This is a genomic window from Aquimarina addita (genome assembly GCF_039539305.1).
Taxonomy (GTDB): Bacteria; Bacteroidota; Bacteroidia; order Flavobacteriales; family Flavobacteriaceae; genus Aquimarina; species Aquimarina addita.
The window spans coordinates 95856-119354 of the sequence record NZ_BAABCW010000004.1 but is presented as its reverse complement, the minus strand read 5'-3'; the positions used below and the strand labels follow the sequence as shown (position 1 = coordinate 119354).

Genomic DNA, 23499 nt, shown 5'->3' with positions numbered 1-23499 from the left:
ACTATTAAAATTTATTGGTCTTTTATGTTGCTTATGATGTAATAAAAATAATTAAAACAATAATGAAAACCAATATTTTTATAACGTAAACATCTTGTTATCTTTGTTTTATGTGTTTAATGAGTTGCTACTGTTTTATCCAACTGCTTCTTTATATGTTTTAAGACAGCGTTCTCTAGCCATTTTATGATCCACCATTTGTGTAGGGTAGGTCAGTTCATTTAAGTCAGTTACCCATTGCTTTATATACTCCATTTTTTTATCGAACTTAGTGATCTGGGTAGTTGGGTTAAAAATTCTAAAATACGGAGCAGCATCTACCCCAGAACCAGCAGCCCATTGCCAATTACCTACATTAGCAGACATATCATAGTCTAATAACTTTTCTGCCAGATACGCTTCACCCCATCTCCAATCAATAAGTAGATGTTTACATAAAAAACTTGCAACTAGCATTCTTACTCTATTGTGCATAAATCCGGTTTGATTTAATTCTCGCATTCCTGCATCTACTAATGGATATCCGGTTTTTCCTTGTTTCCATTTTTCAAACTCTTCTTCATTATTACGCCATTCGATGCGATCATATTTAGGTCTGAAAGATTGATTTTTTGTATGCGGAAAGTGCCACAAAATCTGCATAAAAAATTCCCTCCAAATCAGTTCAGACCAAAAGATTTCATTTTTCTCGGCAATCGCTTTTTTCATAATTGTTCTAATTCCTACGGTACCAAATCTTAGATGCGGTCCTAAACGAGAGGTTCCGTGGTTTTTTGCCGGATAATTACGAGTTTCTTCATAATTTTCAATGAAATCCTCGGATATATGATAGGCTTTTACTTTTATAGAAGAGGTGATACACCCGATATCTGATAAAGAAAGATTAGGTAATCGTGTATTTTTAACCAATGAATCAAGAAAATCTTTAGTTTTATGGATTTTTAATGCTGTAGCATCAAAATTTTCCTTCCATTTATTTTTGTAAGGAGTATAGACTACATATGGATTTCCATCTGCTTTGACGATTTCGCTTTTTTCAAAAATTACTTGATCCTTATAGGTATGAAAAAGAATATTCTTTTTGTTCAATAAGTTTTCTATGTTTTCGTCTCGTTTTTTAGCATAAGGTTCATAATCGTGATTTGTAAACACAGCTTTGATATCATAAGAACCCTCTGTTATTATAGTGTTAAAGACTTCTTCAGGTTTTCCGTAATATATGGCAAGAGAACTATCATATGTATCTTGTAGTTCTTTTCTAATATTTTGTAATGTTTCAAAAATAAAAGATACACGCGCATCATCTGCGGGTAATCGATCTAATATTTCTTTATCAAAAATGAAAATAGGTACCACTGGAAGCGTTCCTTTAAGCGCTTTTAGTAATCCGATATTATCGTCTAATCTTAGATCACGACGAAACCAGAATATTGAAACTTCTTTAGACATATAAAAAATTAAAAAGTATTGTGTTGAACCCGAATATACATTTTAGCTAATAAAAATTAAAAATACAAATTACATTAATATAACTTTTTAAGAGTATTTTTTTAACCTTTAGTACTTCAGTTATGTCACTATAATTATTTAGGGATGATACTAAGTAACATTTAGAGTAGACATTCCACCATCAACACCAATAATCTGTCCTGTAATCCAACTACTACTATCGTTAAGTAAAAATACAGCAATATTAGCGATATCTTCTGCTTCACCTACTCGTTTTAATGGATGACGTGCATCCATCATTTCCTTCTTTTTATCATTACCCAATAGTCTTTTAGCCAGCGGAGTATTAGTTAATGACGGCGCGATTACATTCACTCTGAACTGCGGTGCATATTCTGCTGCAAGTGCTTTTGCAAAACCTTCTATAGCTCCTTTTGCCGCTGCGATGCTGGTGTGAAATGGCATACCAACTTTTACGGCAACGGTACTAAAAAATATTAGGCTAGCTTGTTCTGATTTTTTTAATCTTGGTAGCAGACTATGAACGATACGAACTAAGAACAAAAAATTGATCTGCATATCATTTTCAAAATCTTTTGGACTAAGCATTTTAAATGGCTTGAGATTAATACTTCCCGGACAATATACAAAGCCATCAATAATTTCTGGCAAGGCAGCAGTATCTATCTCATCTGTAGTGGCATCATAAGGAATATGAGTAACATCAAGGTTACCTAAATTTTCTGAGGTCCGTGATGCAACATATATCGTATATTCACGGTACATTTTTAATGCAATTTCAAATCCGATACCTTGACTACCGCCTATTAATAAGATGTTTTTTTTCATTTTTCAATGTTTTGTATTAGCTAAAAATAATTTCTTCTGTTATTGGTATTTCATGAGTTCCATACATCTCAATCAATTTTTTACGTCTGAACTCAAATATTTCTTTGAGTTTTGGTTTTACTAAAAAAGGATGTACTAATTGTCCCAGAATTCCGAAAGGTATTTTATAATCAATGATATCTTCCATTTCTACACCGCCTGGTATCTCTTTAATAAAATGTTTGTGATGCCAAAGGGCATATGGACCAAATCGTTGTTCATCAACAAAATATTCTTTATCCACTACCTGTGTAATTTCTGTTACCCATTTACTTTTTACACCTGCGATAGGAGTTACAATATATTGGATGATTTGACCAGCATACATTTTTCTATCTGCACCTGAAATGATCTTAAAACCCATATATTCTGGAGTAATAGTTTTCAGATTCTTAGGATTAGAAAGTAAATCCCAGGCTTTTTCTACACTTATAGGAAGATTTTGCTTAGCTCGTAACGTATAAATTTTCATATCCAATAGATTTGCTATAAAGGTACAATGATTTTGTTTAATATATAATAATAATAGTTAAACAAAACTTATTTTTTTAATTAATAATTGAATCAGAATACAAACTGATATAGCAAATATGGTTTTGTTACTTCTAAAGAAATTGATTTAGGTAAGTTTTAAAAAATGGTGATCTATACATATCCTTAAAAATTTATTTTTTGGTTTATTAATTTATATTAATGCACATAAATATAAGTAGCAAAGAACATCAAAATGAGTATTGGTAGTAATAAATAATAGATGAAATGAAGATTAATCTTTTCATTAAAATTTAGGTTAAAAGTAGCTATTTGCCCATGATTTTGCATTTTCTAAATCTTCAAAAAAAGCAAAAGATTTATCAAACATTCGTTGTTCAATTAATGCTTTATCCCTTTCCGTCTTTTGCTTGGATACAAATGCTAGTCCTTTCATATTAGCTAACTGCCCGTGTTTGTATACTTCTTTAGAAATTTCTAAAGGATGGACTCTGTTGTTTATCATTATAAAATTCTCATCTCCGTAATAGGAACAAAGTTTTTCTCTAATTTGATTGGCTAAAGATAGTGTAAGAATAAAATCTTCAATGAAGGTAATTATGACAAATTTTGTGTAGAACTCCATTTTACAAAACTCATTTTTGTATAAATTCATTTTTAGGTTTGTTAAATTCATCTAAAAATATGTTAATTTAAACAAAAATAAAAATTTATAAAGGGAAATTTCAAACTTATTAATTACAAGAGTTACAACAATTATCAGCTTTAATTAATTTACAAGTTAATACTGCTAATATTGCACCTATAATAGGAGCAACCATATACAACCATTGATGTTCCCAATGACCAGAAAGTAGCGCAGGTCCCAATGATCTTGCGGGATTCATAGACGCATTGGTCATAGGACCTGCAAACATAGCTTCTAGTAATACGACGCCACCAATGGCAATACCAGCCATCATACCGACTTCTTTAGAACCTGTAGATACATTAATTATGACTAGCATTAGGAAATAGGTAAGAAGTAGTTCTAGTACAAAGGCTCTGGGATCATCCAGTACCGGAATTGTTCCGCCCAGATATTCACTTTTAGGAAACAAAAATAAAACGGTACTACTGGCTGCAATTGCCCCAAGACATTGTACACTAATATATTTTGGTACTTCTTTCCATTCGAATTTTTTAGCATATGCAAAAGCAAGAGTCACGGCAGGGTTAAAATGAGCCCCAGAAATATCTCCAAAAGCATAAATCATCGCCATTACAATTAATCCCCAGGTTGTTGCAACACCTACGTGAGTAATATCTCCTGTTATTTCATTAATCGCCATAGCTGCTGTACCACAGAAAACCATTGAGAAAGTTCCAATAAATTCCGAAATGTATGTATGTCTCATGCTCTTTATTATATAGACAAATATAGCATTCCTTATTTTAAGTTTTTGTTAACTCTTAATGCATGTGTAATTCTTAATTTAGTATGAAATAACACAAATTAGTAGACTAAATTTAAACACCATGAAAAAGATTATTTTATTTGTATCTGTTGCTTTATTATCCTTTGCAATACAAGCTCAGGTAAAAGCACCGCAACCAAGTCCTTCTGCAAAGATAGAGCAGGTAATTGGATTAACAGATGTTTCTGTATCATATGCTCGCCCTAGTATGAAGGGACGTACTATTTTTGGAAATTTAGTTCCTTTTGATAAACTTTGGAGAACAGGAGCTAATAAGAATACTGAGATTACTTTTAGTGAAGATGTAAAAGTAGAAGGTAAGGAATTAAAAAAAGGAACCTACGCTGTTTTTACTAAACCAGGTAAAGAGAATTGGGAGGTTATTTTTTATACAGATAATACGAATTGGGGAATTCCAAAAGAATGGGATGAAGCTAAAGTAGCTGCTAAAGCAACTGTGAAGGTGAATAAAATTCCTATGAATGTAGAAACCTTTACAATTATGTTTAGCGATTTTACAATGAACGGAGCCACATTGAATTTTTTATGGGAAAATACAGAGGCTGCGGTCAAGATAGAAGTACCTACTAAAGAAACTACATTAGCTAGTATAGAAGCGGTAATGGCAGGGCCTTCTGCGAATGATCATTACAAGGCTGCAGTATTTTATAAAGAAATAGAAGAATATACAAAAGCAAAGGAACATATTGATAAAGCTGTTGCTTCTAGCAAAGAACCTGCTTTTTGGTATCATAGACAACAATCTTTGATTTATGCTAAAACAGGAGATAAGGATGGAGCTATAAAAGCTGCAAAAACTTCATTAACACTTGCAGAAAAGGCAGGTAATGCCGATTATGTAAAAATGAACAAAGATTCTCTGGCAGAATGGGGAGCTAAATAAAATAGCTTTATATAAATATAAACCTGACAGCTTTAGAAAGCTGTCAGGTTTTTTTGTTCATATAATCGGTAGTAATTGATTTAATTAAGAGAATTTCTTCAAAGCTTTGTCTTGAGTGTAGCGTATAAAATTAGGGATATGGAGTTAAGAAACAAGGTAAAGGGATTCTTGTCTCTTATATCTCGTACCATGAATTGATTTAATTCACTCGTAATACAAACCAATTTTTTCTCTGATAGTATCTAACAAAGCTATAAGTTGTAAGCTTTTTTCAAAAGTCATCACCGTGCTTTCTGTACGATGAAGAGTCAGCATTTGTTGTACATGGACAGCTTCAAAACTATATCCGTGTGTATCAACAGGAAATTGTAATAATTCAGAAGTTTCATTTTTAATAATTGTTACAGATGAAGGCTCATGAAAACGACTATGCACGATGATTTTGCCTTGGTCTAATGTGATGATTGCTTCTGTCTTCGTTTTTTTAGTAATAGAGCTGTACAAAGAAGCCTTTCTTCCATTCTTATAGCTTAGTTCTACGCTACAATTTTCATCTACTCCTGTATCTCCAAAATAAGCTTTAGCTTGGATCTGATCTGGATAACCTAAAATTGTTAAAGCAGCAAATAATGGATATATACCTACATCTAACAAGCTACCACCACCTAATTTTTTATTAAATAATCGTTCTTCAGGAGATGAATTGCTTACAAAACCAAAATCAGCTTTAAGATGTAATACATTTCCTAGTTTCTTTGATGCTATAATTTCTAATACATAGGTGTAATGAGGTAAAAAATAAGTCCATAAAGCTTCCATTAAGAAAACTTGATTTTTCTGTGCAATACGTATCATTTCTCTGACCTGTTTTATTGTCATAGCAAAAGGCTTTTCACACAGTACTGCTTTTTTATGATCTAAGCATAAGAGTGTATTTTCATAATGGAATACATGAGGTGTTGCGATATAGATGACGTCAACTTCAGTGTTTTTTACTAATTCTTCATAACTACCATAGCAAGAATATGCATTATAGAGTCGACCAAAATCATTTGCTTTTTTAAGATCCCTGCTAGCAACAGCATATACTAATGCTGTGGGTATCTTACATAAATCTTCTGCAAATTTATGTGCAATAGTGCCGCACCCCATAATTCCCCAATTAATATATTTTGTATCACTCATTTTATGTATTTCTATTATAAAGGAAATGTATAGGAGGTACTCAAGCTTACTTCTGAAGATGAAATACAGATGATGAATAAAATCTATAAATCATTAGACCCTGAGGAAGATATTCTGTATACCAATAACAAATATACCGAATCATCTGTTACTTCTTAGATGATAGTTGTTGATAAAAAAGAACCCAGAAGATTGAATCGTTTCTGAGATGAAAAATATTAGCTAAATGACTATAGTGAATCAATAGAATAAGGTAAAAAAATTAATGTAGTTTATATAAATTCTTAAGAAATTATTTTATAATGATTGTTTTATTTCTGTTATGTTATCATGTCATGTCACAAAGTTATTGTGTTTAATTACAGTAAGTTAACTATTATTTAAGATTTTTTTATGTTATTTATTGTATTTTGAGGTGTCCTTGTGTTATAGACATATGGACCAAAGGGGATGTTTTAATGAATAGAATTCCTCAAGACTCTGCATCGCGCATAAGGCATAGAATTAGGATAAAAGAGACTTGTTTTATAATGCTTATAGCAAAGTGGTATTGTTTTGATAGTCCATACCCTTGGATCCCTGTAGTTCGTTAGCTAAGCAAGTTAGATTTAGAATTTAAAAATTTAGGTTATAATTTTGTAAATCAGTCTCATTTTTAGTTTTATAAAGATTAAGAATTAATAAATTTTTGTAAAACTATTGTTAATTTACAGGGTTTTTTCCCTATATTTAAGAACCTTTTAAAAACCTATTACTTATGAGAAGCCAGTTATCAAAGTACGAATCGATTAATCGACAAACACATTTTTCTAAATTACATCGGATGGGAGAGGAGATCTCTTCTATGCTTGGCGAACTTCATTCTTATAAATGTGAGCCGTGCACTCCAGATATGTATGAACAGTATAGGGAGCTTAATGGTAATGGGAGAGAACTAAAACAATCAATTGATACTACAAGAAATCTTGTAAAGGGATCCGTAGATGTTTCTAAGAATATTAGAGAAAAAGTAGATGGAATTGTCGAAGCATATGAGATGTTTCAGAGAAATCTTTCTTCCTATCTTACAGAAGCTATAATACATCATTGAAGTATTTTTAGTCTTATAAAAAAAAATAAAAAATCCAGTTTTATACTGGATTTTTTTATATCGATAACTCAAAAATAAGTTATAAACCTCTAATTTGGATTAAGCTACTAAGGCTTTTTTGTCAGGTAGGCATAGTTGTATGATGATTGCCAAAAGTATAACAATACCACAACCAAGTGCATTGAGCCATAAAAATGGAAGTATATCAATCCACCAAACAAAAATAATGATAAGCTGTGTTATGATACCAGCTATAAAAGTAGCATTGCTTTTTACGAATTTAATAAAAAATGCAAGCAAGAATATTCCTAAAACATTACCATAAAATATGGAACCTATAATATTAACGAGCTGTATCAAATTATCAAATAAATTAGCAAAACAGGCAACTAGAATAGCTAATACTCCCCACATTAAGGTAAAAACCATAGTGGCTTTAACATAGTGTTGTTCACTTTTTTGTTGACTCACATTTCGTTTATATAAATCAATAGTGGTTGTGGATGCTAATGCATTTAATTCTGAAGCTGTAGATGACATAGCAGCGGATAAGATTACAGCTAATAGTAAACCAATAAGTCCTTTAGGAAGGTTGTTTAATATAAAATGTATAAAAACGTAATCTTTATCGTTGGTTTCTATTAAAGGGTCAGCTTTTGTAATTATTATTTTTGCAGCCTCTCGTGTTTTTAGTTCAGCGTCAGTAAGATTTTGGATATGAGATTTAGCTTCAGGTGTTTGTATGCTTTCTGCTCCCTGTGTATTGATTTGATTGGTAATAAATGTTGCTTTTTCTTCTTGTATCTTTTTTAATGTATTTTCTAAAGTATTATATTCTTCTTTATAAGGAGAAGTCATCACAACTTCTTTAGCAGCGGGATTAAAATTAAGAGGTGCTTGGTTAAACTGATAAAATACAAAAACCATAATCCCTACCAGTAAAATAAAGAATTGCATAGGTACTTTTAGAAACCCATTGAACAAAAGTCCCATTTGACTTTCTTTTAATGATTTCCCAGATAAATATCGTTGTACCTGGCTTTGATCTGTTCCAAAATAAGATAAGAATAGAAAAGTTCCTCCTAGGATACCTGTCCAGATGGTATATCGATCATTTAGATTAAATGAGAAATTGAGTACATCCATTTTACCGCTAGCTCCTGCAATATCCAGAGCTCTCGAGAACGTAATATTGTCAGGTAAATAACTGATAACTAAAAAGAAAGCGATAAACATTCCCGAAAAAATAATGCCCATTTGGTATTTTTGTGTCACATTTACAGCTTTCGTTCCACCAGAAACCGTATAGATAATGACTAGTAATCCTATGATTATATTGAGCATGGTTAGATCCCAGCCTAAAACTGCGGATAAAATGATAGAAGGTGCAAAAATAGTAATTCCTGCTGCCAGACTTCTTTGTATTAAAAAAAAAGAAGCAGCAAGTGTTCTTGTTTTTAGATCAAATCTACTTTCCAGATATTCATATGCGGTATAAACTTTTAATCTATGAAAGAGAGGAATAAAAACGATACATATAATGATAATAGCAATAGGCATTCCCATATAGAATTGTACAAATCCCAGTCCACTATGAAATGCCTGTCCCGGAGTAGAGAGAAACGTAATAGCACTTGCTTGTGTCGCCATGACCGATAAACCTACAGTCCACCATTTTGCCTCATTCCCTCCGCGTATGTAGTCTTGTACGGTAGCGCTTCCTTTGGTTTTCCAGGATCCATATAAGACAATAAAAAGTAATGTTCCGCCAAGTACGATCCAATCAATAAGTTCCATTTATTATACTAGTTATTTGTTGTAGATTGTTAATTTTAGACTTTGATTCAAGTTATACTTTAATTCTAACGTACTTTTAATAAGCTTCTAATTGCGTAACTATTATAACTTTTTACGCATACAAAGTCATAATCCAATAAAAGAATCCTAAGTATAAGACATTAGTAACTAATAAGGCAGTATATGTTTTTTTCCAAATTACTTTTTCTTTAGACTCGCTCATACTTTTTAATTACTATAATTATTGTTTTCCTAAAGATAACATATTTGCAAATAGACGATAGGCACCTGATACACCTGCAGGAAATTCTCTAAAAAAACTTAATCCTGTATATATATAGTGGCCTTTCCCATAGTTGGCTACTAATAAAGCTCCTTTTTTTTCTGTCTCTCCTTTATCATTAGTTGCAAGTATTGGAGTGTATTCTTTTGCCCATTCATTAGGAAAATAGAGTCCTCGCTCTTGAACCCATCCTTCAAAATCTTGATTAGTAATTTTATTAGGCACATTCAATATAGGGTGATCTTTTGCTAACATAGTGATTGCGGCATTTTCATCAGTGACCCGATCTCGTGATAGTTGTAAAGGAAAAGGACCAAGATTATCAGTAACTTTAAGTCTGCGGTTCGTATTGTATTGAACAATCAAATTACCTCCGTTTTCTACATATTTCAGAAGATATTGTTGTTTAAATTTTAATGTTTCGACAGTGTTATAAGCTCTGATTCCTACAACAATAGCATCAAATGATTTTAATGAAGCTTCAGATATAGAAGTTACAGGAATAGTGGTAACCTTATAACCTATTTGTCGCAAACTTTCGGGTACAACATCTCCCGCACCTTCTATGTATCCAATATTCTGTCCTTTTTTCTTGATATCTAATTTGACTACTTTTGATAAAGCCGGGGTTACTACGGTTTGAAAAGGGATATGATCATAATCAATAGTGATTATTTCCTCATTATATGTTTTATCCTTGATTGTAACCGTTGGTTGTATAAAGCCTTCATTTTGTGTATCTGGCGGAGTTACAGAAAATAGTACTATTTTTTCTTCTCCTTTTTGACTAACATCAAAAGGAACACGCTCAGGAGTAACTTTCCATGTAGTAGGCACTTGTAGTGTTAGTATACCTGAAACATTATTTTTATTAGTAGTGATATGTACAGGTATATCCTTACTTGTACCATCTGCAAAGATGATCACCTTATCGGATAACCCTACAGAAACCTCAGGAATAATCTCAAAAGGCTTATATACTTCTCCTTTGACAGGATCATTCATTTTAAAAACAATATCCTTTTGATAAGGTATAGTAATTCCTTCAATTTCTACATTAAAGTTAGCGGTAATTTGATGCTTAGTTTCTGGAATACCTCTTAGTTTTTGATCAGTAACAGTATACATTCCTAGTGTTCCATTATCCATCAACCAATAGGGAGTTGTGTATGCTTCTTCTTTAGAAATTCTTCCAGTTAACTCATATTCTTTTCTTTGATTTTTTGCCAGAGTGACTTGGGTAGTGTCGTTAATACCTAAATTACGGATCTGAATGGATGTTAATTTTATAGGTGTAGAACTGCGATTGATAGCTTCTATTTTAATGTTAATATTACTATTTCTAGTTGCATTTGATTCTAAAGAAACAGCTTCCAGGTATAATCCAGCAGTTGCTGCTATGATATCCTTTATTTCTTTAGACTTTATATTTTTCCAGTGCTGGTCATCCAGTTGCTGTATTAGTTGATAGGCCGTCACTAATTGTGGAATTGATAAAGCAGGATTTAGAAAATTAAAGTTCTTTTCTACATTAACTAAGATGTCTCCAATTGCTTTTCCACCTTTAATTCTATTCCAAGAGGTATCTATACCTTCAAAGATATTAGTTTTATCTTTTGGTAATTCCCCTTTAATTAATTCTACATACTCTTGTTGAGAACCTCTGGTGCCAGTATTTCCGAATCCTTGCGATTTATGTTGGCTTCTACTCAGTGATGCAATCTCAGTATTAGAGAGCCCTAAATCAGCATAATATGTTCCTATATCAAATGATAAAAGATTTGTTTTATCTGCTTTTTCAAATTTTTCCCTGCTTCCATAAAACCACCAAGAAGTATTGAAAAATAGTCTTTTTGGTTGCCATGCTGATACATATTGTAATTGATCAGGATATACCTTTTTATCTGAAACCATGTCAAAAGCTTCAACACTTAACATTGCGGAAGATGTATGATGACCATGTGTGGTTCCTGGTGTTCTATGATTAAAACGATTAATAATAACATCTGGTCGAAATTTTCTGATTGCCCATACAACATCACTTAATACCTCTTTTTTATCCCAAATTGCTAATGTTTCATCCGGGTGCTTAGAGTATCCAAAATCATTAGCACGCGTAAATAATTGCTCCCCTCCATCAGTAAGACGTGCAGCAATTAACTCTTGTGTTCTAATGACACCTAATAATTCTCGTATTTCCGGTCCAATTAAATTTTGTCCTCCATCACCTCGGGTCAGAGATAAATATGCAGTTCTAGCCTTAACCTCGTTAGCCATATATGAAATCAATCGTGTATTCTCATCATCAGGATGCGCGGCTACATAAAGAACAGAACCTAAAAAATTGAGCTTTTGAATGGCATTATGGATTTCTATACTGGTGGGCTTTTTAGGCTGTTGCGCTTTGACCAGATATAGAGAAAAAATAGAAAAAGTTAGAACAAGAAGTAGTTTTTGCATTGTATTGAAACTGATTTTTTATTGCTATTAGAAATAGTAAGTCATCATAGGATGCTTTATTTAATCACGAGTTTTGATAAAAAATTGAGAAAACCAAAAAACTAAATAAGATGTATGCGTATCATTAGAATTAGAGATTAATATACCTAAATCTTATTTACAGCTTAAAATACGATTAGTCTATTAAAACTCAATCAAGCTGTTGGTCAAATATAAAAAGATAAAATCCTGAGGATTTAGGTTTAAGGATACTTTAACAAGAAGGAGAGGTGCGTATAGCGTTTGATAGTATATTAAATCATAAGATTATTTCTTTTTGTAATCAACGATATCCTTAATATCCACTTCCATATAATCTGCAATTTTTTGTAGTCGTTCGTAATCCTTTGCGAGATTTTTTTTCTTCACTACATAGTCTCCAGCTTGGGGACTAATCCCTAGTATTTTTGAAAGACCATATACTGTTTTTCGTCCCTTGCTTTGTTTCAAAAGCTTTTTTAATTTCCTGTTATTCATTCGTGAAAAATGATTAATAATTTTTAAATATACATATAAATTTTTATTAAAAAAATATTTGATTAATCAAAATATTTATGTATATTCGTTTTACACGAATCAAAAACTCATAAATATGAAACTCTTATTAGCAACAGCGATGCTTTGTGCATCTTTTATGAATGCATCAGACCTCATAAAAACACCTCTTACGGAAAAGGAAAAATCGAAAAAGGAGAAAAAAGAAGTAAAGGAAGAAGGTGTCTTAGTATCTAGAAACTTTCACTCTGTGAAGAAATGGAAAGTAACTATCGAATATAATACGGGAGATCGTATTTCCAAGATTATTGTTGTAGATGATAACTCAGAATTAAGTGCTATGGCACTGGCGTTTGCAGAAGCTGAGAAATACTTAAAAACATTAAAAAACATTAAAGATTATAGTGTCTCTCCGGTTTCTAATAATTCTTTTGTTCTATTGGCTGGAAGAAATTAATAATACAATTTAGTGGAAACTATCAAGACAGTCTCGGATACAGAAAATTCGAGGCTGTTTATGATTTGGTGTTTAATTAATGAGGTTGTTATATGAAATATATAATAGCACCCGTTGTACATTAGGATTACAAAGAAAAAAGTTATTTTGGTAAATAATGTTTTAAAAGTCTGTTATTATTAGAAAGATGGCTATTCTTTGAGATTTTTGTTAAATTCTTTACTTTGAAATATTAGAATTAATTGGGTAATTTATCAAACAATTTTTAAAAGTGGTAATAACCAAATGATAATTATTTTTTTTGAATTGAGATTTTAATTTACTAACTCCTAAGCAATATAATACAAATCCATATACTTGTTGTTTATTTATGTTGTAGACGTTAAGAAAAAAATCATATCCAAAGTATTCAACTATTTCTCTAATTAATTTATTTTCTTCATCCCAAAATCTCTTTTGCTTTAACGTTTTATAATATCCACTTGCATGTTTGTAAAGAGGTTCTATTTCAATTTTTGTTATAAATCCATAGTTTAAGGATTCTCCTATTGAAACAATTCTTTCTTCGGTAATACCATCAGAACCAGGTATTCCAAAATCTTCAGATTCAAGATTTTTTTTATATGGCACTTTATTCAAATCTTTCAAAAGATTTCCATTTAAGGCATAGGGCTTAATTAAAACCTCATCTAATTCATTTATAGTTTCTTCTAAATTGATTTTTAAATATCCTCTTTTGTACTCTTCTTTATTTACTACAATATCTTTGGTTTTAAAACTAATTCCTGAAAGGCTTAGAGTATCTTCTTTTTTGATGAGAATGCTAAATCTGCCTCTTGCATCAGTAATAGTGAATGTAGAATCAGATTTATTTATAATATGTATTCCTTCTAGGTTTAGGTTTTCATGCACAATTTCTCCAATTATTTTCTTTGATTTATTTAAATCCTGAGACCACATAAATTGAAAGAAAATCATTGTTAAGAATAAAAGAAAAAACCTCATTAGTTTTAAATGATTTATAGTTATGAACAACTTAAAAACAAATGACTAAAGAATATTGGAAGTATTACAAAAATTATCAATAAAACAATTTTTATCCTGTCAAAATGCGTCAACTTGAGATGAGCGATTTGGCGCTGATAAGCTTAAGTTTTGCTACTGAATTTATGGGACTAGATAGCGAAAATGACTTGTTTTAAAATTACCAAAGGCTATTTATGTAAACATCGAGCATAGTGTTTACAATCGAAGAAGATAAAAATAAGTAGATCGTATCGTTGAGATACGATTACAACTGGCTTTGTATGTAATGAATTTGAAAGTATGTTTTAGAAATATTTAAACTATCGAGAAATGCCTGTTCAAAAATTTGTAAGGAAAACTTTAGGCATATTCAAATAAAAATTTTGGGCTTCTCAAGAGCTCAATTATTTTAGCTATAAGTTATATGCAATATACCTGGTAGATAGTGTTTTTCAGAGCATGATTTAGGTGCTATTTAAATGCTTTATTATAAATCTAAATACACCTATGAGAGGTAATAAAAGAGAGTATAAAAGCAATCTTATATCTTTAAGAAATTAATCCAGATAGAGTTTAATTTACAGATCCTTATTTTTTGCGCTCTACAAATTCTAATTGATCAATTGCTACATTAGTTGTAAACTGACCATAATTAACAATTGCTTTTTTCTTTTCTAAAGAATCTATGGTACCAATGGATTTACCATCAATCATACGTACTCTGTCTCCAACTTTTAATACAACTTTTGGTTTTGCAGCAGCTACTTTCTCTTCTTTCTTTTTTTCTTCTTTTTTCTTTACTCTAATAACTTCTACTTTTTTCTCAACCTCATTGACGACCCTTTTTTCTTTAGCTTTCACAATTTTTTGCTGTTTGATCGTCTGCTTTTTTCTTTTAGAATTTTCTACCTGTACAATTTTCATAAACTCATCGATAAGCGCTTTCTTTTTTTTATTATGAAAGTATTTTTCGCTAATCTCATTTAATTTCTGTCCCAAATAGATCATTCGTTGGTTGCTGTCATAAAGTTCCTGATAGCTTTCTAATTTTTGTTGTATTCTTTCGTTGGTTTTGTCCAATCGTTCTTTTTCTTCTTGGGCTTTTAGTTCTTTAGATTTTAAAGAAGCCGTTACCTTCTGTAGCTTTGACCGTTCTTTTTGTAAATCAGCAATACTTTTATCAAAACGAATCTTACCTCTGGCTACTTTTTTCTTTGCTTTGTTTATAAGACTATAGGGGATTCCATTTTTTTGGGCTACTTCGAAGGTAAAAGAACTCCCTGCTTCTCCCAGATGTAATTTGAATAAAGGTTCTAAGGTTTTACCATCAAAAAGCATATTAGCATTCGTCATATTTGGTAATTCATTTGCCAGCATTTTTAGGTTGGCATAATGCGTAGTGATAATGCCATAAGAATTACGTTCATAAAATACTTCTAAAAAGGCTTCTGCCAGGGCACCACCAAGTTCAGGGTCACTACCTGTACCGAATTCATCAATTAGAAATAGTGTTTTATCGGTACATTTCCGAAGAAAATAATTCATATTTTTTAATCGATAGCTGTAGGTGCTGAGATGATTTTCTATGGATTGATTATCTCCAATATCTGTCAGGATGGTATCAAAAAGGCAGACTCGACTATATTCATGAACCGGGATTAGCATTCCACTCTGTAACATGATTTGTAACAATCCTACTGTTTTTAAGGTAATACTTTTTCCTCCGGCATTAGGTCCTGATATAACTATGATTTTACTAGTAGGATCTAATGTGATCGTTTGTGGATATGTTTTTTCTCCTTTAGCCTGATTATTAAGAAAGAGTAAAGGATGATACGCATCTTTTATAGTTAATTCTCGTTCTTCTGATATTTTTGGTAATACAGCATTTAATCGATTGGCATATTTTGTCTTTGCAGAAATAACATCTATGTCACTAAGATATTCCTGGTAGTCTTGTAAAAGTTCAGTAAAAGGTCTGAGTTGATTTGTTAGATTTTTTAAAATACGCACGACTTCCTCTCGCTCATCATACTTTAAGTTACTAAGCGCTCTGCTGTATTGTAAGGTAGCTTCTGGTTCTATATAGACAATACTTCCTGTCTTGGAATTACCCATAATAGCACCTTTTACTTTACGTCTGTACATGGCTTTTACCGCTAATACCCTACGATTATCAACTACACTCTCTTTGATTTCATCCAGATATCCAAAACCATTGTATCGACTGAGATCTCTGCCAAAACTTCCATTCAGTTTACCCTGTACTTCGTTAATTTCTTTTCTTATAATTAATAAAGAGGAAGAAGCATTATCCTTAATCTCTCCAAATTTATCAACGACCGTTTCTATAAGATTACTAATCTCTTTAGTAAATGTAATTTCTGATGATGTTTTATGTAAAATGGGGTATAGCTCCTTAAATTTACGGAAAAAAGAAAGTAACTCATTTGTTGTTACACTTATAGATATTAATTTTTTTAGATGAAAACTTTCCAGAAAAGTATTATCAATTCCTAATAGCTGGATTTCTTTATCTATGGCATCAAATCCATGATTAGGTATTTTAGAATCATGCAGGTAAGAAGATTTATATTCATATACTTGCTGTAATGAGATATGTAGTTTTTCTTTTGTGGGTAAAGGAATGATTTTTAATGCCTTTAATTTACCATAATCAGTATTACATAATTCTGCTAAGTGATTGAGTACTATAGTAAACTCTAGGTCTTTAAGTGTCTTTTCTGAAATTCGAATCATACAATTACCCTTTTTTAGGGAAGATATTTATTTTTGATCTTATTTATTTTATTTTTACAACTGGACAAAAATAAACAATTACTATATTTTTTATCATACGAATATGGCGGTAAATATTGAGGAAAGTTGGAAAAAGGTTTTAGCTCAGGAATTTGAGACTCCTTATTTTAAAGAATTAATAAATTTTGTAAAAGAAGAATACCAGAAGAATCGTTGTTTTCCAAAAGGGAATGAAATTTTTGCTGCTTTTGAGTATTGTAAATTTGAGGATGTTAAAGTAGTTATCATTGGTCAGGATCCATATCATGGAGTAGGGCAGGCAAATGGTTTATGTTTTTCAGTAAATAATGGGATAGCAATGCCACCTTCATTGTTAAATATTTTTAAAGAAATAGAATCAGATGTGGGAACTCCCTTTCCTTCGAATGGAAATCTAGAACGATGGGCTAAGCAAGGAGTTTTATTATTGAATGCTACACTAACAGTACGGGCACATGAGGCAGGATCGCATCAGAAAAAAGGTTGGGAACAATTTACAGATGCGGTTATCAAAGCTATTTCTACAAATAAAAAGGATGTAGTTTTTTTATTATGGGGAGGATTTGCAAAGAAAAAGGGAGCTAAGATAGATACGACTAAGCACTGTGTATTAACTAGTGGTCATCCATCACCTCTTAGTGCAAATAGAGGATATTGGTTTGGGAATAAACACTTTAGTAAAACTAATGAATATCTTTCAGAAACAAATCAATCTACCATCATCTGGTAGATTATAAATTACTAAGCAGCCTTAGAAATCGTAGAGGGAGCACCTGTTTCTTTAATTGTAGCGGTCGTAGAAATTCTTTCAGCCTTTTTGTTTTTCTTACTACCGTCTACCGATTGTACACTAAATTTTAATAAAATAAAATTAGAAGCAATCAAACCAGCAATAATTGAAATAAATAATACCATAATAAACTTGTTAGTAATTAATAGATACACGTATCTTAAAATGGTTGCGTATAACTATAAATGTTTTATGTGGTAGGCGGGGCAAATATACAAAAAATAGTGAGGTACCTTTGATTTTGAAGGGATTAGGTTTTCGATTTGTAAATTACACAAAAGTTTAGTCGTTTTTATTAGGATGTTGAAATAAAATGGCTAAAAGTTTATTTGATTCCTTATGAATCAATTTAATTACTGAAAAATTCTCTATTTTAAAATCGATACCCTAAATATATAGTTGGTCTGGCAATAATAGTAGGACTGTTCGTATCAAATAAATTTCGTCCTAACCCAAAACCAAGATCGAGAAGGAAACCATTTCTGCTTACAAATTTTCCTCCTACACCAAATCCAATTGCAAAATCAGTGAACTCTTTAAATTCGTTAGTAGAATTAATAAAATCTCCGTTATCATTGTAGATGTCATTATATTTTTCATTTTCTCCTGATGAAAACATTCCGAAAGCTTCTACATAAAAACCTCTAGCTATTCTTTCTCCAAAAAAATATTTAAATTTTGTTGTAAACGCAATTTCTTTATCAAAAACATCATCCGAATTAAAATCATCATCATCATTGATATCATCATCATCTCTTGAGTCTGGTCGCCTGTAAAATATATCGAAGCCTACAGTAGTATTATTAGTGAGAACACGTTCATATCCAATATCCAAAACACCAAAAGCAACAATGTTTAAAGGGTTAATGCTGATTTCATTTTTCTTTATATCCCTATTATACCAGCCAGCTTGATCTTGCGCTTTAGAAGTTGTAAGTATAAATAATGTAATAATAAATAATAGTATTTTTTTCATTCTGAATTGGATGTTAATGACTTTTAGAAGATGTTGTATATAGTTAAAGGTTGCGCTTAGATAGTAAAAATTAATTCTTGAGTGGTTGCCTTATGATCGATTATTTCCAGTTGTAGTAATTGATCCTGTATTTTTTGTAATGTTACTGTATCTAGTTGAGATTGGCTCCATTCTGTAAGTTGTAACCATTTTTGTATATCGTTAAGTTGTTGATCGTAGCGATACGCTAATGTTTTATCAATACTAGGAATTTGTTTAAAATCTGTTGTAGTCGTATTAATAATATTAAGAATATTTTTGATTTGTTCTTTTTTTGTAGCTAATATTTCTTCACGCACTGCAATGACAAAACATGGCCAGGGAGTGGGGCAGTCTCCAAGACGCCTGAAGGTTTTGGCATCAACTAATGGTTTTGTGGTAAAATGTTCCCACATAAAATAATCTGCTGTTCCATTGGTTAATCCCTCTACAGCACCCTCCAGGTTTTTAATAACTTCAAAGGTTAGATTATTTGTGTCCCATGCATTATTTTGAGCATTTACATATGCCATTAAATGTGATCCGGATCCGTATCTGCTGATTGCAGCAGATGTATTTTCTAAATCAGATAGTTCTTGATAAGGCGAATCATATCCTACATGTATTCCCCATATTAAAGGTGATTGTATGTAAGTTTGTACGATTTTAGATGGATTACCAGCTATGATATCTTTGACAATACCTTCTGTAAGGATAATTGCAATATCTATATCAGCACTTCTTAGGGCTTCACACATAGCACCAGTTCCTCCGGGAAAATCTTTCCAAACTAATTCTATATCATTATTTTGATATATATTATCCTCTATAGTAAGATGCCAGGGAAGATTAAAATGCTCTGGAACACCTCCAATTTTTATTTTATGCATACTTTTAATGGTTAAAAGTCAATTAATTGTGTATTTCATCGATTATTTATGTTTTTTATCGTTAAATATAAAACATTTCCCTATCTTTGAAAAGTAGGCATTACAAATCCAATTTTACTAAAAACAAATAAAAACAATATTGCTATGAAAAAGAATTTTTTGAGAAACAAAAACGCACAAGTAAAGGTAGCTAAATTGAAGAGTAATCAATTAGAAAACGGAATCGTTGTTTTTATAGCTTTATTATTAGTGACAAATTTATTAATTAGTTTACAAATATTATTTGGATAATATACTTTGCAGAGTATCCTTATTTTTGATATCAATTATTTTATGATATTGTTTTGATTTAGTGGACGGTTCACCGTCCATTTTTTATTATAAATAATTAGATTAGTTCCTTCTTAGGTAATCTACAATTCTATCTAAGGTATAATGAATTAATTGATCCACAGTCTTTTGTGGGTTTATACTGAATTCTCCCGTTGCTCGATTGGCTAAAATAGCATTCATTGATACAGCACGGTGACCTAATAATTTTGCTATTCCGTAGATGCCAGCTGTTTCCATCTCTAAATTGGTTATTTTTTTATCGCCAAAACTGAATGCAGTAATTTTTTCATTTAATTTTTTATCAGCTACAGGTATTCTTAGTATACGACCTTGTGGTCCGTAAAAACCTACATTAGTAATAGTAAAACCTTTGACAGTGCGATCACTTTGCAAATGTCTTCCTAGCTTTTTATCATAAGTTACAACATAAGGATTTGCCTTATTTGTGCTCCAGTGTAGCTCTTTTATCAATGCATTAGAGATTTGCGGAAATTGTATATGCTCACTATCATAAAAATGTAATAAGCTATCAAACCCTACTGCTACTTCAGAAACAACAAAACTATCAATAGGTATGTCTGGTTGAATCGCTCCAGATGTACCTATTCTAACAATGTTAAGTGAGACACACGTATCCTTAATATTCCTTGTTTTGAAATCAATATTAGCTAATGCATCCAATTCATTTAATACGATATCTATATTATCAGTACCAATTCCTGTAGAAATTACAGTAAGTCTTTTTCCTCTATAAGTTCCGGTTTGTGTGTGAAACTCTCTTTTTTTAATGGTAAACTCTATATCATCAAAATAATTAGTTACTTGACCTACACGATCAGGGTCACCTACTGTAATAATTGTTTCTGCGATATGTTCTGGCTTGAGATTGAGATGGTAGATACTTCCATCTTCGTTTAAGATTAGTTCGGAATTGGCTATAGCCATATTATAATTTTAGTAGATTGTGGGTTTCATCATTATATAAATAATCGTACTTTTTTACTCCTCCGTAATACCAGTCCAATGCTTGCGTATTATAGAAATTCTTTTTGTGTTGTAAAGCTAATTGTCCTCGTTCTGACAAAATTAACCGATCTTTTGTTTGATCAAGAAACTGGAAAAGACGGGCAAGTACCCGTTTCATTTGCATATCTCCATAGCCATAGAACCCCTGATATTCTAAAGCATACCCCATTAATTGTTTGATGTTTTTTATTTGGTATGTGTTCACCATTTCTAAAATATTATGCTCTAGAATATTAAGTCCGGTAAGCATATTAGGAAATCGTTGTAAGTGAGCTCTTAGACAGATAGAAAGGTAATCAAATGAAGACTGTTTTTTTATTTGACCTGCAATTTTATTAGGATTGGATTCACAATACAATGTCCATACGTGAGATGCAAGCTCCAGATCATCAATATCTAAAAGAATCTTTTCCTCAAGATGTTCTTTTAATTGTGGATCAGAAAGTTCGCATAAACCGAGGTATTTATTCTGATGTTCAATTCGTCCACTACAGACCAGATATATTGGAATATTATCGGTGTTTTTACGGAGTAACAAGCTTATTGCAGCTATTAAATTAATATGACAAAATAGATCATATTCAAACCATAAAATTATTTGGTTATATGGTGTTAGGTCTTCTAATTTTTTAAGTTCTGAAATAAATTTTTCTTGATAATCCTGATTAGAGATTCGATAATATTTTTTAAGAAATACCATTCTTTTTGCAATTGCAGAATCGCTTTCAATTTTAATTTCAGTGGGACCTTCACAAAGCATTTCACGCCAAACTAAAAATTCTCCGTAGACTAAATCAGAAGTAATTAATCTATCTGTTAAGCTATCACCATTGGTAATATGTAATGTTTTTCTTTCCATTTTTAATGTTCGGTTGATGATTTTCGATGTGCGAATGTTATATTAGTCATTGTTAGATGAATTGTTTCTAGCCACCCACACGCTTTACCTTGAATCCTTTTTCTTTGAGAATAGTCATAATATCATTTCTATAGTCTCCCTGAATAATAATACATTCATTTTTGAAGCTTCCACCAACTCCCAATGTTGTTTTTATTTCTTTAGCTAATTTTTTAAAATCATCTGTTGCTCCATTATAACCTTCTAATATTGTAGTCGCTTTTCCTTTTCGCTTTTCATATTTGCAAATGATAGGATCATCCTGAATCCAAATTCCTTTTTCTTTTCCTTGTTCAGTTTTTTCTTCTTCAGTAATTTGATGATCCGGAAACAGGTTTTTTAATTGATCTTGTAAATCCATTTTTTAATGTGAATATAATATTTTTTAACCATTGATTTTAGAGTATCAATTTTAAGATATCTGTTTAAGTTTAAAAATGATTTGCTAATGTGTTATTTGAATCACTCTCTTTTTTAAAGATACAAATCTACTTTTTAACTTAAATAATTGATTTTTATTCTTTGATCAATCCAATTTCGACCAATCGTTGGTATAAAAAGTCTCCAGCTGTAATATCACTAAATTGTTTTGGGTTTTTTTCTGTAACACAAGTTTCCAGACAATTTAGCTTCATATCACTACGTGGATGCATAAAGAAGGGAATAGAATATCTGGGGTTTTTCCATTCTTCTTTTGGTGGATTGATTACTCTATGTATGGTGGAGCGTAATTTATTATTGGTAAGACGTTCTAGCATATCTCCTACATTAATTACTAGCTCGTCTTCTTTTGGGATCGCATCGATCCATTCACCATCCTTACGTTGTACTTGCAGACCACCAGTAGAAGCTCCCATTAGTAATGTGATCAAATTGATGTCTCCATGTGCTCCGGCACGAACTGCTCCTTTAGGTTCTTCAGTAATAGGAGGGTAATGGATAGGTCGTAAAATGCTATTACCGTTACTAGCCCAATGATCAAAATAATGCTCATCTAGTCCTATGTACAATGCTAATGCTCTTAATACATAAATTCCGGTTTTTTCCAGCATTCTGTATGCTTCCATTCCAGTCTTATTAAAATCATAAAGCTCTTCTACAATGATATTGTCAGGGTATTTTTCGATTAAATTGGCATCTGCTGCAGGTTCTTGTCCAAAATGCCAAAACTCTTTTAAATCTCCTTCTTTTTTGCCTTTTGCATGCTCTTTACCAAAGGATATATACCCACGTTGACCTCCAAGACCTTCGATTTCATATTTTTTCTTTGTTTCCAGAGGTAACGCAAAGAATGTCTTTACTTCTTTGTATAAATTTTTCACCAATTCGTCATCTAAAAAATGGTTTTTTAATGCCACAAAACCTATTTCTTCATATGCTTTTCCAATTTCATCAACAAATTTCTGTTTTCGCAATGTATCAGCAGATAAGAAGTCTGCTAAATCTACACTAGGTATATTATTCATGATATGTGTTTATTTTTTAAATTTCTTCGTATTGATTTTAAAATCGTTTTTTGTATAAGAAATTGATATTAAAATAACTTTTTAATATCGATCTATTCAAAAATAATCAAATTAAAAAGTTAAATGTAACATTTCACCAGTAAAAGAAAAAGTCAAAATCTTTTTTGGGTTATAAATTCTATTTAAAATTTATGTAACAAATACTATTTAACTTTTGAAAATACGTGTTTTTTTTAGTCGCTTAGAATGAAACGTACTATAAAATCGTATGATAAATTCTA

Annotated in this window: 23 protein-coding genes; 5 read left to right on the top strand and 18 right to left on the bottom strand. The window is 31.3% G+C overall.

Annotated features, from left to right (window positions below; genetic code table 11):
* Positions 1-135: 135 nt before the first annotated feature.
* From ABD816_RS07120 to ABD816_RS07100, 5 genes are all read right to left on the bottom strand, one after another.
* Positions 136-1449 carry a cryptochrome/photolyase family protein gene (locus tag ABD816_RS07120; RefSeq protein WP_344925955.1) on the bottom strand — a complete coding sequence of 438 codons (1314 nt, stop codon included), beginning with the start codon at positions 1447-1449 and terminating at the stop codon, positions 136-138.
* Positions 1450-1599: 150 nt separating this feature from the next.
* Positions 1600-2298, bottom strand: coding sequence for an SDR family NAD(P)-dependent oxidoreductase (locus ABD816_RS07115; RefSeq protein WP_344925954.1), 699 nt, complete (start codon positions 2296-2298; stop codon positions 1600-1602).
* 16 nt (positions 2299-2314) lie between these two features.
* Positions 2315-2809 (bottom strand): SRPBCC family protein, encoded by a 495-nt coding sequence (locus tag ABD816_RS07110; protein WP_344925952.1) that lies wholly within the window; start codon positions 2807-2809, stop codon positions 2315-2317.
* A 318-nt stretch (positions 2810-3127) separates the two neighbouring features.
* Positions 3128-3484, bottom strand: a complete 357-nt coding sequence (locus tag ABD816_RS07105; RefSeq protein WP_344925951.1) for a hypothetical protein — start codon at positions 3482-3484, stop codon at positions 3128-3130.
* A gap of 79 nt (positions 3485-3563) precedes the next feature.
* Positions 3564-4226 carry an MIP/aquaporin family protein gene (locus ABD816_RS07100; protein ID WP_344925950.1) on the bottom strand — a complete coding sequence of 221 codons (663 nt, stop codon included), beginning with the start codon at positions 4224-4226 and terminating at the stop codon, positions 3564-3566.
* Between the two features lie 121 nt (positions 4227-4347).
* On the opposite strand from ABD816_RS07100, the gene ABD816_RS07095 reads away from it, so the two are divergent.
* Positions 4348-5190 (top strand): DUF2911 domain-containing protein, encoded by an 843-nt coding sequence (locus ABD816_RS07095; RefSeq protein ID WP_344925948.1) that lies wholly within the window; start codon positions 4348-4350, stop codon positions 5188-5190.
* A gap of 204 nt (positions 5191-5394) precedes the next feature.
* Here the strand turns inward: ABD816_RS07095 and ABD816_RS07090 are convergent, their stop codons facing one another.
* Positions 5395-6375: a Gfo/Idh/MocA family protein gene (locus ABD816_RS07090; protein ID WP_344925946.1), complete on the bottom strand. Its 981-nt coding sequence runs from the start codon at positions 6373-6375 to the stop codon at positions 5395-5397.
* A gap of 757 nt (positions 6376-7132) precedes the next feature.
* Here ABD816_RS07090 and ABD816_RS07085 point away from each other — a divergent pair.
* A complete protein-coding gene (locus ABD816_RS07085; protein ID WP_344925945.1) occupies positions 7133-7465 on the top strand; it encodes a hypothetical protein in 333 nt (110 codons plus the stop codon).
* Positions 7466-7564: 99 nt separating this feature from the next.
* On the opposite strand, the gene ABD816_RS07080 is transcribed toward ABD816_RS07085, so the two are convergent.
* The 3 genes from ABD816_RS07080 to ABD816_RS07070 form a co-directional block, all read right to left on the bottom strand.
* A complete protein-coding gene (locus ABD816_RS07080) occupies positions 7565-9262 on the bottom strand; it encodes a sodium:solute symporter family protein (RefSeq protein ID WP_344925944.1) in 1698 nt (565 codons plus the stop codon).
* Positions 9263-9503: 241 nt separating this feature from the next.
* Positions 9504-12005, bottom strand: a complete 2502-nt coding sequence (locus tag ABD816_RS07075; RefSeq protein ID WP_344925943.1) for a PIG-L family deacetylase — start codon at positions 12003-12005, stop codon at positions 9504-9506.
* Positions 12006-12311: 306 nt separating this feature from the next.
* On the bottom strand, positions 12312-12494 hold the full coding sequence (locus ABD816_RS07070; protein ID WP_486303646.1) for a hypothetical protein: 183 nt from the start codon (positions 12492-12494) through the stop codon (positions 12312-12314).
* Between the two features lie 142 nt (positions 12495-12636).
* Here ABD816_RS07070 and ABD816_RS07065 point away from each other — a divergent pair, with 142 nt between their 5' ends.
* Positions 12637-12996, top strand: a complete 360-nt coding sequence (locus tag ABD816_RS07065) for a hypothetical protein (RefSeq protein WP_344925940.1) — start codon at positions 12637-12639, stop codon at positions 12994-12996.
* 219 nt (positions 12997-13215) lie between these two features.
* Here ABD816_RS07065 and ABD816_RS07060 read toward each other — a convergent pair whose 3' ends face one another.
* Positions 13216-14001 carry a carboxypeptidase-like regulatory domain-containing protein gene (locus ABD816_RS07060; protein WP_344925939.1) on the bottom strand — a complete coding sequence of 262 codons (786 nt, stop codon included), beginning with the start codon at positions 13999-14001 and terminating at the stop codon, positions 13216-13218.
* 609 nt (positions 14002-14610) lie between these two features.
* The gene (locus ABD816_RS07055; RefSeq protein WP_344925938.1) at positions 14611-16782 is read right to left on the bottom strand and encodes an endonuclease MutS2; all 2172 of its coding nucleotides are present in this window, start codon (positions 16780-16782) and stop codon (positions 14611-14613) included.
* A 103-nt stretch (positions 16783-16885) separates the two neighbouring features.
* On the opposite strand from ABD816_RS07055, the gene ABD816_RS07050 reads away from it, so the two are divergent.
* Complete coding sequence (locus ABD816_RS07050; protein WP_344925937.1) at positions 16886-17551, top strand: uracil-DNA glycosylase; 666 nt, start codon at positions 16886-16888, stop codon at positions 17549-17551.
* Positions 17552-17562: 11 nt separating this feature from the next.
* On the opposite strand, the gene ABD816_RS07045 is transcribed toward ABD816_RS07050, so the two are convergent.
* The 3 genes from ABD816_RS07045 to ABD816_RS07035 all read right to left on the bottom strand — a co-directional run bounded on the left by ABD816_RS07045 (position 17563) and on the right by ABD816_RS07035 (position 19495).
* Complete coding sequence (locus tag ABD816_RS07045; RefSeq protein WP_344925936.1) at positions 17563-17736, bottom strand: hypothetical protein; 174 nt, start codon at positions 17734-17736, stop codon at positions 17563-17565.
* A 248-nt stretch (positions 17737-17984) separates the two neighbouring features.
* The gene (locus ABD816_RS07040; protein WP_344925934.1) at positions 17985-18587 is read right to left on the bottom strand and encodes a hypothetical protein; all 603 of its coding nucleotides are present in this window, start codon (positions 18585-18587) and stop codon (positions 17985-17987) included.
* A gap of 56 nt (positions 18588-18643) precedes the next feature.
* Positions 18644-19495, bottom strand: coding sequence for a substrate-binding domain-containing protein (locus ABD816_RS07035; RefSeq protein ID WP_344925932.1), 852 nt, complete (start codon positions 19493-19495; stop codon positions 18644-18646).
* A 144-nt stretch (positions 19496-19639) separates the two neighbouring features.
* Here ABD816_RS07035 and ABD816_RS07030 point away from each other — a divergent pair, with 144 nt between their 5' ends.
* Positions 19640-19786: a hypothetical protein gene (locus ABD816_RS07030; RefSeq protein ID WP_344925931.1), complete on the top strand. Its 147-nt coding sequence runs from the start codon at positions 19640-19642 to the stop codon at positions 19784-19786.
* Between the two features lie 102 nt (positions 19787-19888).
* On the opposite strand, the gene ABD816_RS07025 is transcribed toward ABD816_RS07030, so the two are convergent.
* The 4 genes from ABD816_RS07025 to ABD816_RS07010 all read right to left on the bottom strand — a co-directional run bounded on the left by ABD816_RS07025 (position 19889) and on the right by ABD816_RS07010 (position 23218).
* On the bottom strand, positions 19889-20773 hold the full coding sequence (locus ABD816_RS07025; protein WP_344925929.1) for a nucleoside phosphorylase: 885 nt from the start codon (positions 20771-20773) through the stop codon (positions 19889-19891).
* A 1-nt stretch (position 20774) separates the two neighbouring features.
* Positions 20775-21713 carry a DUF1835 domain-containing protein gene (locus tag ABD816_RS07020; protein WP_344925927.1) on the bottom strand — a complete coding sequence of 313 codons (939 nt, stop codon included), beginning with the start codon at positions 21711-21713 and terminating at the stop codon, positions 20775-20777.
* Between the two features lie 67 nt (positions 21714-21780).
* Positions 21781-22113 carry a translation initiation factor gene (locus ABD816_RS07015; protein ID WP_344925926.1) on the bottom strand — a complete coding sequence of 111 codons (333 nt, stop codon included), beginning with the start codon at positions 22111-22113 and terminating at the stop codon, positions 21781-21783.
* A 154-nt stretch (positions 22114-22267) separates the two neighbouring features.
* Positions 22268-23218: an isopenicillin N synthase family dioxygenase gene (locus tag ABD816_RS07010; protein ID WP_344925924.1), complete on the bottom strand. Its 951-nt coding sequence runs from the start codon at positions 23216-23218 to the stop codon at positions 22268-22270.
* Between the last annotated feature and the right edge of the window lie 281 nt (positions 23219-23499).